Consider the following 14,642-nt stretch of genomic DNA (forward strand, 5'->3'; position numbering starts at 1 on the left):
CGACCCAACAGCGCGAGGAACGGCGAGCGAGTGCGGCATTTCGAGTTTGCGGTGGACCACGGACACGCCAAGGCGGTGAACGAGACCCTCGGGGACGTCCGGCGTCTCCGCGTGTCGTCGATCATCGTCGGGTTGCTCTTCGCGGCCGGCGCGGTGTGGCTCTACCTGCGGCACTCCCCCTGGTCGTACATCCTGGCCGCCGTCCTCGCGGTGGCCGCCGTGATGTCGTGGTGGGTGTCGGTGTGGGCACCGCGGAAGGTCGGATCCATCGAGGACCTGTACCGTCGCGGCCCGCTGGTTCCGGCCATGGTGTCCGAGACCCGCCCGCGTGGCGCGACCATCCTCGCCCTGATCGACATCGCCAAGCCCGAGACGGCGGTGCCGCACTACGCCCTGGTGGTGCGCAACGTCCGCGCTCTGCCGGGGCACACTCTCACCGAGGGCGAGCGGGTGCCGTCCGTGGCCGTGCTGAGCGATCGCAACACCTCATCGACCGCCGAGACGTGGCAGTTGGTCAGCCCCATGCCCATCGCGTGGGGGACGCGGGACCGCGGGGTGCTCCGCCGGGCCGTCGACGCCGTCGACCCGGTCGAATGGCAACTGCTGCGGAAGAACCTGGCCGTGTCGGAGAAGGTGCGCGGAGCCGAGAACGAGCGCATGCTGATCGACCCCCACGACCTGCCGGCCGAGCTCCTCGAACGGGGCGACGACGCATGACCGCAGCTCGCACCGTCCCCCGCCTGCGCCCCTTCGCCTCCACCGTCTTCGCCGAGATGACCGCCCTAGCCGGCCGGTACGACGCCGTCAACCTGGGCCAGGGTTTTCCGGACACCGACGGGCCGCCGCGCATGCTCGAGGTGGCGCGCGAGGCCATCGCCTCGGGATTGAACCAGTACCCGCCGGGACCGGGCATGCCCGTGCTGCGTCACGCGATCGCCGACGACCGCCGACGCCGCTACGGCCAGGACTTCGACCCGGACACCGAGGTGCTGGTCACCGTGGGTGCCACCGAGGCGATCAGCGCCACCGTGCTCGCGCTCGTCGAACCGGGTGACGACGTCCTGCTGATCGAGCCGTACTACGACGCCTACGCGGCGGCGGTCGCCCTCGCCGGGGCGACCCGGCGGACGGTGCCGCTGGTGTCGGACGGCGACCGATTCGTGCTCGACGTCGACGCGTTGCGCGCCGCGGTCACCCCCGCGACCCGCATGATCGTGGTGAATTCGCCCCACAACCCCACCGGCACGGTCTTCTCGCGCGCGGAGCTGACGGCGATCGCCGAGGTGGCCTGCGAGCACGATCTGATCGCGCTCACCGACGAGGTGTACGAGCGGCTGGTCTTCGACGACGCCGAGCACGTGCCGCTGGCGACGCTGCCGGGCATGGCGGACCGCACGATCACGGTCTCCAGCGCGGCCAAGACCTTCAACGCGACCGGGTGGAAGACGGGCTGGGCGTGCGGACCGGCGCCGTTGATCGCCGCGGTCAAGACGGCCAAGCAGTTCCTCACGTTCGTCGGCGGCGCGCCGTTCCAGCCCGCGGTAGCGCACGCGCTGACGGAGGAGGGTGACTGGGTGGAGACGCTGCGCACCGACCTGCAGCGCAAGCGCGATCTGCTGTCCACGGCGCTGACGGAGGCCGGCTTCGGCGTGAAGCAGAGCGCGGGAACGTATTTCGTGTGCGCCGATATCGCACCCCTCGGCGAGACCGACGCGGACGCCTTCTGCCGTGCGCTGCCCGAGCGCATCGGCGTGGTCGCCGTTCCCGTCGACGCGTTCGTCGACCACCGCGAATCCTGGTCCACCCTGGTGCGATTCGCTTTCTGCAAGCAGGACGAGGTGTTGCGGGACGGCGCTCGCCGCCTCGCTTCCGTGCGACGGGCCGACTAGGCGCGCGATGGAGAACCCGGCGGCACCGACGGTCTCGGTCGAGTTCGTTCGTATCCCCGTGCTGCTGGCCGGCGAGACGGGCGTGGACCTGTCGTCGTGCCTGCGCGCCGCCGACATCGATCCTCGGATCCTCGATCGGCCCGACGCCCGGCTGACGGCCGACCAGGTCACGCGGCTCACCCGCGCCCTGTGGCAGATGACGGGCGACGAGCTGATGGGACTCGGCGCGGAACCCGTGCGCCGCGGCACGTTTCGGGTCATCTGCCTGACCATGATCCATCGGCCCGACCTCGGACGGGCACTCGAGCGCATGGTGGACGTCAGCCGCGTGTTCGCCGGTGTTCCCCGATCGGTGCTGCTCCGGGGCGGCGGGCGCGCGCGGCTCGAACTGGCGCCGACGCCGCCGATGATCGGGGCGCACCTGTCCCCGGAATCGGCCGCGGCGGCCAGCCGCCTGCAGGCAGAGTTCGTCCTCATCCTCTGGCATCGCTTCTCGGCGTGGCTGATCGGACGTCGTCTGAAGCTGACCGCGGTGCACCTGCCCTTCCCCGAGCCGGGCTACCCGTCGTGGCGGACGTACGACGACATCTTCGGCGTCCACGTGACGTTCGGCGCGGAGGTCGGCGCCCTCGAATTCGACGAGGCGGTCCTCGCGTCCCCGCTGGTGCGGAACGAGGCCGATCTGGAGGACTACCTCCGAGAGTCGCCGAATCTCCTGTATTCCGAACGGGATTACGGCTCGTCGGCGTCCGCGGTGGTCCGACGCGCCCTCGCCCTCGGGGCGTCGGGTCGGGCGACGAGCACGGCGGACATCGCCGCGATGCTCTCCATCAGCGTCCCCCACCTGCGGCGGGTCCTGCGTCAGGAAGGCACGTCGCTGGGCCGACTGCGCGAGGACGTGCTGCGCGACGCCGCGATCGCCGGACTCGAACGGGGGGAGACCGCCGAGGAGCTCTCGGCGCGGCTCGGGTTCTCGGAACCGAGCGCCTTCCGCCGCGCGTTCAAGCGGTGGACCGGCCGGACGCCCGGCTCCTACCGGGACGGCGCGAGCGCCGACAGCACGAACTCCGCGGCCTTCTCGCCGATCAGCACCGACGGGGCGTGAGTGTGGCCGCGGATGATCGTCGGCATGATCGACGCGTCCGCCACCCGGAGCCCGTCGAGACCGCGCACCCGTAGCTGCGGGTCCACGACCGACCGCTCGTCCGTGCCCATCCGGCAGGTGCCGACCGGGTGGTAGAGCGTGTGCGACATCGTCGCCACCGCCAGCTCGACGACCTCCTCGATGCTCGCGCCCGCCGGCGCGACGGGCCGCACCAGCTCGCCGAGGCGTGACCGGAGGGGCTCGGTGGCCGCGATCTCCGCGCTGCGCAGCAGTCCCGCCGTGAGCGCGGCGTGGTCGGCGCCGTCGGGATCGGAGAGGTAGCGGGGATCGATTACGGGCTTGTCCGCGGGATCGGCGGACCGCAGGGAGATCGTGCCGGTGCTCTTCGGCTTCAGCAGGATCGCGCCGAGAATCGCGGCGTGGGCGGTGGCGGGGACGAGGCCCTCGTCGAAGAACGGGGCCGGAGCGAACAGCAGTTCCAGGTCCGGCAGGTCCAGTCCGTCGTGGCTGCGCACGAAGCCGTAGGCCTCGGCGACGTTCGAGGTGAGCATGCCGCGCCGCCGCACCAGGTAGTTGACCAGCGACGGCACCTTCTCCACGGCGAACAACGTGTCCGACTGCACCCCGTACCCGAGAGCCGAGACGAGGTGGTCGAGCAGGTTCTCCCCCACCTCGGGCACGTCACGCACCACCTCGATGCCGTGCTCGCGCAGGTGTGCCGCCGCGCCGACGCCGGAAAGCATGAGCAGCTGGGGGGTGTTGACTGCGCCGCCGGAAAGGATCACCTCGCGCCGGGCGCGGACCACCTGGCGTCGCCCGTTGCGCTCGTACTCCACCCCGACGGCGCGTGTCCCGTCGAAGACGACCCGCGTCACCAGGGCCTCGGTGATCACGTCGAGGTTCGGCCGCGACGACGCCGGGCGCAGGTAGGCGTCGGCGCAGCTGAAACGGGCGCCGCGCTTCTGCGTCACCATGGTCTGCGTCATGCCCTTTGGTGTCGGGAGGTTGGCGCGCTCGGTGGACAGACCGAGAGCGGACGCCGCCTCGAGGTACGCCGCCGTGATCGATCGCGGGCTGCGCTGGGCGGACACGCGCAGCGGACCGCCGCGCCCCTCGTCGTTCTCCGTCGCCCCCTCGATGTCCTCGATGCGGCGGAAGACCTCGACCGCCGACTCGAACGACCAGTCCGCGCCGGCCGCCTCGGCCCACTCGTCGTAGTCCGCGGCGAACCCGCGCACCCACATCATGGCGTTCAGCGAGGACGATCCACCCAGCATCTTCCCGCGTGGCCAGAAGATGCTGCGGCCGGCGAGTCCGGGCTGCGGTTCGGTGTCGTAGTTCCAGTCCAGCTCGGACCGGAACAGTTTCGAGAAGCCCGCGGGAATGTGGACGAACTTGTTCTTGTCCTCCGGCCCCGCCTCGAGCACGACCACGTCGATGTCCGAGGCTGCACTGAGCCGGTTCGCCAGCACGCAGCCCGCGGATCCGGCACCGACGACGACGTAGTCCGCGATGCGGGTGGTGTCCACCATGGGTCGAGTCTGCACTCCGCGTCCCGTCCCGGTACCCGGAATCGCGCGATCCGAACATTCGTTCGATCGAGCGCGTATCATCGGTCGCATGACGTACGCACTGCAGGCGTCGCTGTTCGACGACGCCGCCGCGGGCCCGTCGCTCGCCGCCCTCGCGGACGCGCGGCGCACGCACCTCGGCGACGGCGCCTGGATCGACCTGCTCCCCGGGTGGATGAGCGGGTCCGACGCGGTGTTCGACGCACTGGTGGCCGACGTGCCGTGGCGCACGGAGAGACGGCCGATGTACGACCGGGTGGTGGACGTGCCGCGGCTCGTCTCGTTCTTCCCCGACCCGGACCGGCTTCCCCACCCCGCGCTGACGGACGCACGCGCGGCCCTCGACCGGCACTACCGTGCCGAACTCGGGGAGGACTTCGCGACGGCGGGACTGTGCTTCTACCGCGACGGCCGGGACAGCGTGGCCTGGCACGGTGACGACGTCGGCCGCGGCGCGACCGAGGACACGATGGTGGCGATCCTCTCGCTCGGCGCGGCGCGATCCCTGCTGCTGCGACCGCGCGGCGGCGGGCCGTCCCGGCGGGCCACGCTGGGCCACGGCGACCTGGTGGTGATGGGCGGCTCCTGCCAACGCACGTGGGAGCACTGCATCCCCAAGTCCACCAGGCCCACCGGCCCGCGGATCAGCGTGCAGTTCCGTCCGCACGGCGTGCGCTGACGGCATCCGCCAGCATCCGCAACGCGTCCTCGGTGGCCGCCCAGCCGAGGCAGGCGTCCGTGATCGACTGTCCGCGAACGAGAGTCGACACGTCCGCGGCCAGGTCCTGACGGCCCTCGACCAGGAAACTCTCGATCATGACCCCCGCGACGAAGCGATCGCCGGCAGCGAGACGATGCGCAACGTCGCCGAGCACGTCCGTCTGGCGGCGGTGGTCCTTGGCACTGTTGCCGTGACTGGCGTCGATCACCACGCGCGGACGGCGTCCTGCGGAGATCAGCCGGCGGGCGGCGTCGTCGACCGAGGCGGCGTCGTAGTTCGGGCCGGACGCACCGCCGCGCAGGATCACGTGGGCGTCGTCGTTGCCTCCCGTGGCGACGACGGCGAGTCGGCCGTCGTCGTCGACGCCCGGATGGACGTGCGGAGCCGCCGCCGACCGGACGCCGTCGACGGCCACCTGGACGTCGCCGTCGGTGGCGTTCTTGATTCCGACGGGGAGAGGAAGCCCGCTCACCATCTGGCGGTGGATCTGACTCGCCGCGGTGCGGGCGCCGATCGCGCCGTAGGCCACGAGGTCGGCCAGGTGCGGGGCGAGTGTCGGGTCGAGGAATTCGGTGGCCACCGGCAGTCCCCGCTCGACCACGTCGGCGAACACCCCACGGGCCGTGGCCAATCCGGCCCCGAGATCGTGCGATCCGTCGAGGCGAGGATCGGACAGCAGACCCTTCCAGCCCACCGTGGTGCGAGGTTTCTCGACGTAGACGCGCATCGCGACCACCAGCCGGTCGCCGAGCGTCGTCGCGATCGGCGCGAGGCGGTCGGCGTACTCGAGGGCGGCGGGGACGTCGTGCACGGAGCACGGACCGACCACGACCGCGAGGCGGTCGTCGTCCCCGCGCAGGGTCCGACGCAGGGCGGATCGTGCGTCGTCGACCCGGGCGGCCGCGGCCGCCGACAGCGGGACGGCACGACGCAGGTCGCGCGGAGAGGGCAAGGGCACGGCGGCCAGGCGCGGAGCCTGGTCGAGCAGAACGGTCACGGTGGAATCCTCAGGGAAAGGACCGGACACGAACCGGATCACACACGCCGAGCGCGAGCCGGTTCAGCCGGCTCGTCGGGTGGGAAGGGGTCAGCGCAGCAGTTCGCCAACCGTGCCCCCGAGGGCCGGCCTGTCGAACCAAAAATATGCGCGCTGCACGGAAGGGACAGTACACGACGGGCCGCGTGGGAGGATCGGTCGATGACGGCCTCGGGCACCTCCTCGCTTTCCCGCATGCAACGCAGCACGGCGTTCGAGCGCGCGGCCCGCGCCGGTCACGCCGTGAGCGGCGTCCTTCATCTGCTCATCGGGTGGATCACGATCCGCCTGGCGTTCGGACAGGGTGGCAACGCCGACCAGTCCGGGGCGCTCGCGGAGCTCGCGTCGAAACCCGGTGGGCGCGTGGCCCTCTGGGTTGCCGTCGTCGCCTTCGTGGCGTTGGCGCTGTGGCGCGTGACCGAGGCGGTGGTCGGCAAGAAGCGCGAATCGGGGTCGGACACGGGCGATCGCCTGAAGGCGGCGGCACTGGCCGCCGTCTACCTGGCGTTCGCGTGGTCCGCGTTCGGGTTCGCGCGCGGATCGGGTCGATCGAGCGGGGAACAGAACGCGGGCATCACAGCTCGCCTGATGCAGTCGACCCCCGGCAAGGGCGTCCTGCTGATCGCCGCCGCCGTGATCGTGGGGGTGGGCGTCTACCACGTCTACAAGGGGGTCTCGACGAATTTCCGGGACGACCTCGACGGGTCCGTCGGGCGCGGCCTGACGTGGCTCGGCATCGCCGGATACACCGCGAAGGGGATCGCCCTCGCCGGGGCCGGTCTGCTGGTCGCCGTCTCGGTCTTCACCGCGGATCCGAGCAAGGCCACCGGCCTCGACGGCGCGGTGAAGACTCTCGGCGCGCAGCCCTACGGACAGGTGCTCCTGGTGCTCGCCGGACTCGGCATCGGCTTGTACGGGATCTACGCCTTCGTGCTGGCGCGGCGCGCCACGATGTGACCCGTCGGAGCGCGGGAAAGGTAGATCGGTTGTGCACAACTGAATTGTGCGCTACCTTCATGGAGTGACCGACGCCCTCGCCCTCGACGCGCAGCTCTGCTTCGCGCTGTACTCGGCATCACGGGCCACCACGGCGGCGTACCGGCCGCTCCTGGAACCGATGGGCCTGACCTACCCGCAGTACGTGGTCATGCTCGCGCTGTGGGAGCACGACGGCGCCTCGGTCCGGGAGCTCGGCGACCGCCTGGCTCTCGATTCCGGCACGCTCTCGCCGCTGCTCAAGCGCATCGAGAGCCTCGGGTTGATCACCCGTCGACGCGACAGCGCCGACGAACGACGCGTCGGCATCCACCTCACCGACGCGGGACGCGCGCTGCGCGAGCAGGCGCTGCCCGTCCCCGAGTGCATCGCCCGGCAGTCCGGCCTCACCGCCGAGGAAGGCGCGCAGTTCGTCCACCTGCTCCGGCGCGTGGCGACGTCGTTACGCGCGCAACCCGACAACACCCACCCCGACACCCCCCACCCCGACACCCCCCACCCCGACACGACGGAGGAACCCCGATGAAGACGCTCTACACCGCAGAGGCCCTGGCCACCGGCGACGGCCGCAACGGACACGGCCGCACCACCGACGGTCGCATCGACGTCGACCTCGCCACCCCGAAGGAACTCGGCGGCGCCGGCAACGGCACCAACCCCGAGCAGCTCTTCGCCGTCGGCTACGCCGCGTGCTTCCACTCGGCGCTCCGACTGGTGGCCGGGCAGCAGAAGGCCGACGTCAGCGATTCCTCCGTGGGCGCGAAGGTGAACATCGGCCCGACCGACGCAGGCGGTTTCCAGCTCTCCGTCGAGCTCGAGGTGACACTGCCGAACCTCGACCACGACACCGCGCAGGCGATCGCCGACAAGGCGCACGAGGTGTGCCCCTACAGCAACGCCACCCGCGGCAACATCGACGTGACGGTCACCGTCACCGACGACTGAGACGCCGTCACCGACGACTAGAAGGTGTAGGTCACGCCCGTGAGCTTCTCGGACCTCTCCCAGAGCTCACGGGCGGTCCGCTCGTCGCGGGACGCCTTGTTGGACCCGACTTTCTTCGGGTGCCCGGCGACCTCGAACAGTCCGTCCGGCCCGTAGTACCCGCCCGGCGTCACCGAGGGGTCCGTGGCCGCGAACAGCGCCGGCAGCGATCCCATGTACGCGCTCTGCGCGAAGAGCTTGTCGCTGATGTTCGAGAAGAAGTCCTGATACGACTCGGTCCGGCCGGTCAGCTCGGTCTTGGAGTACCCGGGGTGCGAGGCCACCGCGGTGATCGACGATTCGGCCGCGCGCAGGCGACGGTCCAGCTCGTACGTGAAGAGCAGGTTGGCCAGTTTGGACTGCCCGTAGGCCGCCCAGCGGCTGTACTTCCGGTGCTCGAAGTTCAGGTCGTCGAGCTTCAGGCCGGGGATCTGGTGGGCGAAGCTGCTCATGGTGACCACGCGATCCTTCACGCGATCGAGCAGCAGGCCCGTGAGGGCGAAGTGACCCAGGTGGTTCGTGCCGAACTGCATCTCGAACCCGTCGGCCGTCCGCCCGAACGGCACGGCCATGATGCCCGCGTTGTTGATCAGCACGTCCACCTCGCCGGTGTTCTCCGCGAACTCGCGGACCGACGCGAGGTCCGCCAGATCGAGGCGACGCACCTGCGCACGGTCCCCGATCTCGGCGGCCACCGGCTCGGCCTTGGCGACCGTCCGGCACGCCAGGATCACCGTCGCGCCGGCGCGGCCGAGTGCCTTGGCCGCCTCCGCTCCCAGTCCCGAATTGGCCCCCGTGACGAGGAACGTCCGCCCCTTCTGGTTCGGAATGTCCGTCTCGACCCACTTGTGTTTCGCCACTGCGTCCCCCTGATCGTCGGTATCGCACCGCAGCAACGCTGCCGCGGGCGGTCTCGACCCTACCCGGGGAGGCCGCTGTTCGGGGCGGACCTGCCCGACCCACGGCATCGGGGCAGCGCGCGCCTAGGGTCGTCGAATGCCCGCTCCGCTGCCCGTGCGCGACGGGCTCAACCCCACCCGCATTCGCATGCCCGACCCCCCGGCGTCGTACCCGACGGTCGTGGCCTACCTGAAGGCGCGCTTTCCCGACGACGCCGACGCCCTGGCCGCGAAGATCGACGCCGGCGAGGTGGTCGACGCGCGGGGCACCCCGATCACCGCGACCACGCCCCTGGTCCCCCGCGCCGACGTGTGGCTCCACCGTGACCCGCCCGCGGAGCCGGAAGTGCCGTTCGCTCTGCCGGTGCTGCACGCCGACCGCGACCTGGTGGTGGTCGACAAGCCGCACTTCCTGGCGACCACCCCACGCGGGCGGTTCGTCGTCCAGTCCGCTGTGGTACGCCTGCGTCGAGAACTCGGCAACGACGAGCTCTCCCCCGCGCACCGCCTCGACCGACTCACCGCCGGCGTACTCGTCTTCACCGCCCGCCCGGACGTCCGCCGGGCCTATCAGGAGATGTTCGCCGCACGCGCGGTGACCAAGGTCTACGAGGCGGTCGCCCCGGTCGGCGACGTCCCGAGCCTGATGCGCAGCCGCATCGTCAAGACCAGGGAATCGCTGCAGGCCCGCGAGGTGCCCGGTGAGGTGAACGCCGAGACCCGCGTCGAAATTATCGACACCGCAGGCGATCTCGCGCTGTACCGGTTGCGTCCGACGACCGGGAAGACGCATCAGCTTCGGGTGCATCTGGCGTCGGCGGGAATCCCGATCGTCGGGGACTCCCTGTATCCGGTGCCTCGCGAGGTGGCCGTCGACGACTACCGCGATCCGCTGCGTCTGCTCGCGCGCAGCATCGCGTTCGACGATCCGATCACAGGCGCACCGCGACGCTTCGAGTCCGCGCGGACCCTTCCGCCGTTTGGACCGCCAACCGATGGGAGATCGCCGCGAGGGTGACCAGCCCGAGCGCGAGGTTCGTCAGCGCGGCGAAGCCGATCTGCGCGAAGTCCACGAGCGCGCCCAACAGCGCGTAGATCAATGCGGCCACTCGCAACCACCGCAACGGCCAGAGGGCATCGGTGCGGTGCAGCGCGATCACGGCCGGCAGTCCCAGCGCCACGGTCAGACAGGCGGTGATCCACAGAATCCCGCCGGACACCGTCATGCGCTCGACCGTCACCTCGAGATCGTCCGTCGCGACGTCGACGCCGCCCGTCGCCAGGGCCACCGCTCCACCGATCACCCCGACGATCGCGCTGATCACCATCAGCCACGCGAGCACCGGCACCCACCGCGGACTCCGCACCCAGCGCGGCAACCGCCGACGCAGGTGGTAGCGCAGTCCGGCCGCACCCGCCGACACCGGTGCGCTGCGGCGCAGCAGCACCTCGAGCCCGGCGACGACGTCGGGGTCCGCCCCGGCCTCGCGTGCCCGGCCCAGCAGTTCCAACCCCTTCTCGCGGCGGTGCGCGGGGAGCCCGCCGGCGACACCGTCCGCGGCGATGGCCGCGGCGTTCGCGAGACATTCACGCGGCGTCGGCTCCGCCGCGTCCCGCAGCAACCGCGTCGCCACCAGGACCAGCACCACGGTGACGTACATGATCTCGGCCGCCGGTCCGTAGAAGTAGTCGTTGTCTCTCGTGACGAACTTGCCGACCTCGTCGAGGAACAGGCCGAACCCGATCCCGCCCAGCACCACCGCGACCACGCGCGCCCCGAAACCGAGGAACAGCCAGCCGATCACCAGCGCCGCCATCATCCCCGCCCCGCCCCACAGGGCGTGCGCGATGTGCAGGGTGCCGTTTCCCACCTGCGGGTAGTCCATGATCTCGAGGTAGGCCCGCGTGATCAGGATGGTGGCGACGGCGACGATCACGAAGGACTCGACGGCGGAGGTCCCGTGGGCACTGCGCACCACCGTGCGTCCGCCGCCCCGCGTCCGTCCCCGCGGAGTGGACCGGGTGTCGTCGACCGGGGTTGTGGTCATCGCCAATTATGGGCACCGTTCTCGCCCGACGGTCTCGATCCGGTGAGTCCGGCGTCGGTAGACTGCGCCGATGAAACTCGCCGCCACCGTCGTCACCGCCGCAGCCGCCCTCACGCTCGTCCTGTCCGGGTGCAGTTCCGAAGACCAGCAAGCCGCGCAGGACACGGCGGGCAACATCGCCGAGAGCGCCCAGAACGCCGCCGAGGGCGCGGTGAGTTCGGCCCGCTCCGCCGCGCCGGGCCTCGGATCCAGCGCGGAAAGCCTCGGCGACCGAGCGGGATCGGTGTTCGACGACGCCAAGCGGGCCACCTTCGTCGCCGCGTACAAGGCCCAGTTCTCGGCACTGTCCGAGGGCAAGTCCGACGAGGAGATCGAGGCCTTGCTGGGCGGGATCTGCCAGCAGATCTCGGACGGCAAGGACGAGGCCGAGATCAAGACGGACATCGAGGCGCAGGCCACCAACAACGGCAACGCCCCCAGCGCGGACGAGGCCGGCCGCATCTTCGACCAGGCGAAACTCGCCTGCCCCTGATCGTCGCCGCGAGGTTGTCGGCGGGGCGGGTTAGCGTCGCAGCATGACCGCCCACCCCGCCCGCGCAGCATGACCGCCCACCCGGCCGCCTCGTGCACCGTCCGCCCCTCCGCAGGGTGTCCGGGAGTCGTGCCCCCGTACCTGCTGCAGCGGCTCGCGTCCGCACCCGCCGAGCGCAGCGCGCGGCTCGACACCGCGCCGTCCGTCGCGGAACGCACGCTCGCACTCGACGCCGAACTGCGGCTGCGCCGTGACGGGGTGCGCGCCGGGGCGGCACTCGGGTCCCGCGGCGCCGTGGCGGGCCGTCTGCAGCGCACCGTCGCCGACGCGAAGGGAACGCAGACCCTGCCCGGCGACGTCGTCCGTCGGGAAGGCGAGCCCGCGGTGGGCGATCCGGCCGCGGACGAGAGCTACGACGGGCTCGGCGTCACCTACGCGTTGTTCGACGAGGTGTACGGCTGGTCGAGCCTGGACGGTCGCGGACTGCCCCTCGATGCGACGGTGCACTACGGCGAGCAGTACGACAACGCGTTCTGGGACGGCAGCCGCATGGTGTTCGGCGACGGGGACGGCGAGGTGTTCACCCGCTTCACCGTCTCGCTGTCGGTGATCGCGCACGAACTCGCGCACGGGTTCACGCAGTACACCTCGCAGTTGGAGTACTCCGGACAGTCCGGAGCGCTCAACGAGTCCATCTCGGACGTCTTCGGCGTCCTCGCCGAGCAGCGTGCGCGGAACGAGAACGCCGAGGACGCGTCGTGGCTGGTCGGCGAGGGCCTGTTCCTCCCCGACGTGCAGGGCAGCGCACTCCGGTCGATGCTGCGCCCCGGCACCGCGTACGACGACGACGTGCTGGGGCGCGATCCCCAGCCCGCGGACATGGCCGGGTACGTCGAGACCGCCGAGGACAACGGCGGCGTCCACATCAACTCCGGCATCCCCAACCGCGCGTTCGCCGAGGCCGCCGTGGCCCTCCGCGGACCGGCCTGGGACCGTCTCGGCCAGGTGTGGTTCGACACCTGCACCGGCGGGACCCTGACGCCCACCGCGGACTTCTCCGCCTTCGCCGCCGCCACCGTCGCCGCGGCGACGACGCGGTACGGGGCCGGGTCCGACGTTCACCGGGCCGTCCTGCAGGGGTGGACTACCGTGGGCCTCGGGCAGGGTCTCGAGCAGGGCGGATCCGACGCTCCGGACGAGGTGAGCAGGAGGACGTGACGTGGACATCGTGGTGGTGCGCAGCGGCGGCGTGGCGGGGATGACCCGACGCGCAGCGGTGGACACGACCACGCTGGGCGACGCCGCCACCGAGTGGGAACACCTCGTACAACAGGCGATTCCGCAGATCGTCGACCTGCCCGCGCAGGCCGATCAGCGCGTCCGGGACGCCTACTCCTGGACGCTGGAGATCGGCGAACACCGATGCGAGACACCGGATTCCGCCCTCACCGGTGCACTCCGGGAATTGGCCGAGCGCACCCTGCGCGAGGGCCGTCGGCCGCGCTGACCCGCTCGCCCGGCTCGCGTCAGCTCAGCAGCCGGGCCACCTCGGCCGCCGCGCGCCCACCCGAGACCAGGGCGCCTTGAATCGAGGGTGTGTCCCGATGATCGCCGGCCACGAGCACGCGCTCACCCGTCCGCAGCGGTCGTCGGAGCGGCGTTCCGGCGGCCTGGACCGGCAGCGCCCGTGTCACGTCGTGATGGACGATCACCCGCCACGAGGCGGTCGAGGTGGCCCAGAGGCGGGTCAGTTCGGCGCGCACGGCGGCCTCCTCCGCGGGACCGGCGTCACCGAGCAGCGTCGTCGCCTCCACGAGGGTGCGGCCGGGTGGCGCGTAGCCCGGGGCGATGGCGCTCAGCTGCGCGGTGTTGACCACGACACCCCCCGCGCCCGAAATGCGGAGGAACGCATCGGGTTCCAGCCCGTCGGCGTCGAACCACCACGTCGACAGACCTCGCATCGGCGACGTCGCCGCCGCCGTCAGATCGGCGGCGTCGCTCGCGTCCGTCGCGATCACCACCGCCCGGGCCCGTAGCGTCGCGCCGTCGGCGACACCGACTTCCGGCACCGCGCCGTCGGTGACCCGCTCGACGCGGGCGGAGTACGTCACGTCGACGCCCTCGGCCCGCGCGAGCTGCTCGGGGAAGGCCTGCATGCCGCGGTCGGGAACACCGGGCGTCGCCAGCAGGAAGCTGCGCAGCACCAATCGGACGTAACGATCCGAGGTGTCGCCGACTCCGTCGGCGAGGACGCCGCTGAGGAACGGCGACAGAATCGACTCACGGAGGGGTCCGCGCACGCCGAGACGGTCCCAGTCCGCGGCGAGGGCAGCGTCCGGAGCGGACTCGAGCCGCCGAACCGGGCCCAGCGCCGGCAACGCCCACCGCGCGGCGCCGACCACCGCCCGGGGGCGCACGAGCCCCAGGCCGACGGCCGAGCGCACCGTCGCAGCGAGCAGTCCGGGGTGGCGAGTGGGGTCGGCGAGGGTGCGGGACCGACCGGACCCGTCGACCACCCGCACTCCCCGTCCGGCGGTGCGCAGATCGAGAGCGTCGACGTCGACGTGGCGCCGCACGGCCGGATACGACGGGTTGAGCAACTGGAAGCCGCGGTCGCACCGGAACCCGTCGACGACGTCGGTACGGATCCGTCCGCCGGGGGCGGTGTCGGCCTCGAGAACGCGGGCGGTGAGTCCTCGGCGGTGCAGGGCGGCGGCGCAGCGAAGTCCGGCGATGCCCGCCCCCACCACGATGACGTCGGCGTCGATGTCGCTCATGGGATGTCGATACCCCGCCGGCGCTGTCGGCTATCGAACCCGGATCCAACCCCTGAACGACGAACGACCACCTGCGCGAGCAGG

Annotated in this window: 16 protein-coding genes; 11 read left to right on the plus strand and 5 right to left on the minus strand. The window is 71.5% G+C overall.

The features are described 5' to 3' along the window. Nucleotides 1-30: 30 nt before the first annotated feature. From A3Q40_RS13585 to A3Q40_RS13595, 3 genes are read left to right on the plus strand one after another with little or no spacing between them, the layout of a single operon-like run. Complete coding sequence (locus tag A3Q40_RS13585; protein ID WP_068102918.1) at nt 31-717, plus strand: DUF3239 domain-containing protein; 687 nt, start codon at nt 31-33, stop codon at nt 715-717. Then, on the plus strand, nt 714-1,889 hold the full coding sequence (locus tag A3Q40_RS13590; RefSeq protein ID WP_068102919.1) for a pyridoxal phosphate-dependent aminotransferase: 1,176 nt from the start codon (nt 714-716) through the stop codon (nt 1,887-1,889). Before A3Q40_RS13585 ends, A3Q40_RS13590 begins: the two co-directional genes overlap by 4 nt. A 7-nt stretch (nt 1,890-1,896) precedes the next feature. Next, nucleotides 1,897-2,994, plus strand: coding sequence for an AraC family transcriptional regulator (locus tag A3Q40_RS13595; protein WP_069972958.1), 1,098 nt, complete (start codon nt 1,897-1,899; stop codon nt 2,992-2,994). Here A3Q40_RS13595 and A3Q40_RS13600 read toward each other — a convergent pair. Further along, nucleotides 2,922-4,526, minus strand: coding sequence for a GMC family oxidoreductase (locus A3Q40_RS13600; RefSeq protein WP_068102921.1), 1,605 nt, complete (start codon nt 4,524-4,526; stop codon nt 2,922-2,924). The genes A3Q40_RS13595 and A3Q40_RS13600 overlap by 73 nt on opposite strands. Nucleotides 4,527-4,614: 88 nt before the next feature. Between A3Q40_RS13600 and A3Q40_RS13605 the strand changes: the two genes are divergently transcribed. Next, nucleotides 4,615-5,244, plus strand: a complete 630-nt coding sequence (locus A3Q40_RS13605) for an alpha-ketoglutarate-dependent dioxygenase AlkB (protein ID WP_068106238.1) — start codon at nt 4,615-4,617, stop codon at nt 5,242-5,244. On the opposite strand, the gene A3Q40_RS13610 is transcribed toward A3Q40_RS13605, so the two are convergent. After that, entirely contained in the window at nt 5,210-6,283 is a 1,074-nt protein-coding gene (locus tag A3Q40_RS13610) for a 3-deoxy-7-phosphoheptulonate synthase (protein ID WP_235606305.1), read from the minus strand. The genes A3Q40_RS13605 and A3Q40_RS13610 overlap by 35 nt on opposite strands. A 201-nt stretch (nt 6,284-6,484) precedes the next feature. On the opposite strand from A3Q40_RS13610, the gene A3Q40_RS13615 reads away from it, so the two are divergent. The 3 genes from A3Q40_RS13615 (at nt 6,485) to A3Q40_RS13625 (ending at nt 8,263) form a co-directional block, all read left to right on the plus strand. Further along, complete coding sequence (locus A3Q40_RS13615) at nt 6,485-7,279, plus strand: DUF1206 domain-containing protein (protein ID WP_068102923.1); 795 nt, start codon at nt 6,485-6,487, stop codon at nt 7,277-7,279. Between the two features lie 64 nt (nt 7,280-7,343). Then, entirely contained in the window at nt 7,344-7,844 is a 501-nt protein-coding gene (locus tag A3Q40_RS13620; protein ID WP_068102925.1) for a MarR family winged helix-turn-helix transcriptional regulator, read from the plus strand. Then, nucleotides 7,841-8,263, plus strand: a complete 423-nt coding sequence (locus A3Q40_RS13625; RefSeq protein WP_068102927.1) for an organic hydroperoxide resistance protein — start codon at nt 7,841-7,843, stop codon at nt 8,261-8,263. The genes A3Q40_RS13620 and A3Q40_RS13625 overlap by 4 nt, the downstream gene beginning before the upstream one ends. A gap of 17 nt (nt 8,264-8,280) precedes the next feature. Here A3Q40_RS13625 and A3Q40_RS13630 read toward each other — a convergent pair whose 3' ends face one another. Beyond that, on the minus strand, nt 8,281-9,162 hold the full coding sequence (locus tag A3Q40_RS13630) for an oxidoreductase (RefSeq protein WP_068102929.1): 882 nt from the start codon (nt 9,160-9,162) through the stop codon (nt 8,281-8,283). Nucleotides 9,163-9,298: 136 nt separating this feature from the next. Between A3Q40_RS13630 and A3Q40_RS13635 the strand changes: the two genes are divergently transcribed. Further along, complete coding sequence (locus tag A3Q40_RS13635) at nt 9,299-10,219, plus strand: pseudouridine synthase (RefSeq protein ID WP_068102931.1); 921 nt, start codon at nt 9,299-9,301, stop codon at nt 10,217-10,219. Here A3Q40_RS13635 and A3Q40_RS13640 read toward each other — a convergent pair. Next, a complete protein-coding gene (locus tag A3Q40_RS13640) occupies nt 10,134-11,249 on the minus strand; it encodes a hypothetical protein (protein ID WP_235606306.1) in 1,116 nt (371 codons plus the stop codon). The genes A3Q40_RS13635 and A3Q40_RS13640 overlap by 86 nt on opposite strands. A gap of 70 nt (nt 11,250-11,319) precedes the next feature. Between A3Q40_RS13640 and A3Q40_RS13645 the strand changes: the two genes are divergently transcribed. The 3 genes from A3Q40_RS13645 to A3Q40_RS13655 all read left to right on the plus strand — a co-directional run bounded on the left by A3Q40_RS13645 (nt 11,320) and on the right by A3Q40_RS13655 (nt 13,288). Then, complete coding sequence (locus A3Q40_RS13645) at nt 11,320-11,781, plus strand: hypothetical protein (protein ID WP_068102933.1); 462 nt, start codon at nt 11,320-11,322, stop codon at nt 11,779-11,781. Between the two features lie 129 nt (nt 11,782-11,910). Next, on the plus strand, nt 11,911-12,999 hold the full coding sequence (locus A3Q40_RS13650) for a M4 family metallopeptidase (protein ID WP_235606307.1): 1,089 nt from the start codon (nt 11,911-11,913) through the stop codon (nt 12,997-12,999). Between the two features lies 1 nt (nt 13,000). After that, nucleotides 13,001-13,288 (plus strand): protealysin inhibitor emfourin, encoded by a 288-nt coding sequence (locus tag A3Q40_RS13655; protein ID WP_068102937.1) that lies wholly within the window; start codon nt 13,001-13,003, stop codon nt 13,286-13,288. Between the two features lie 19 nt (nt 13,289-13,307). Here A3Q40_RS13655 and A3Q40_RS13660 read toward each other — a convergent pair whose 3' ends face one another. Beyond that, a complete protein-coding gene (locus A3Q40_RS13660) occupies nt 13,308-14,558 on the minus strand; it encodes an FAD-dependent oxidoreductase (RefSeq protein ID WP_069972959.1) in 1,251 nt (416 codons plus the stop codon). Nucleotides 14,559-14,642: the final 84 nt, after the last annotated feature.

The sequence above is a fragment of the Rhodococcus sp. PBTS 1 genome, assembly GCF_001620025.1.
GTDB classification, from domain to species: Bacteria; Actinomycetota; Actinomycetes; order Mycobacteriales; family Mycobacteriaceae; genus Rhodococcoides; species Rhodococcoides kroppenstedtii.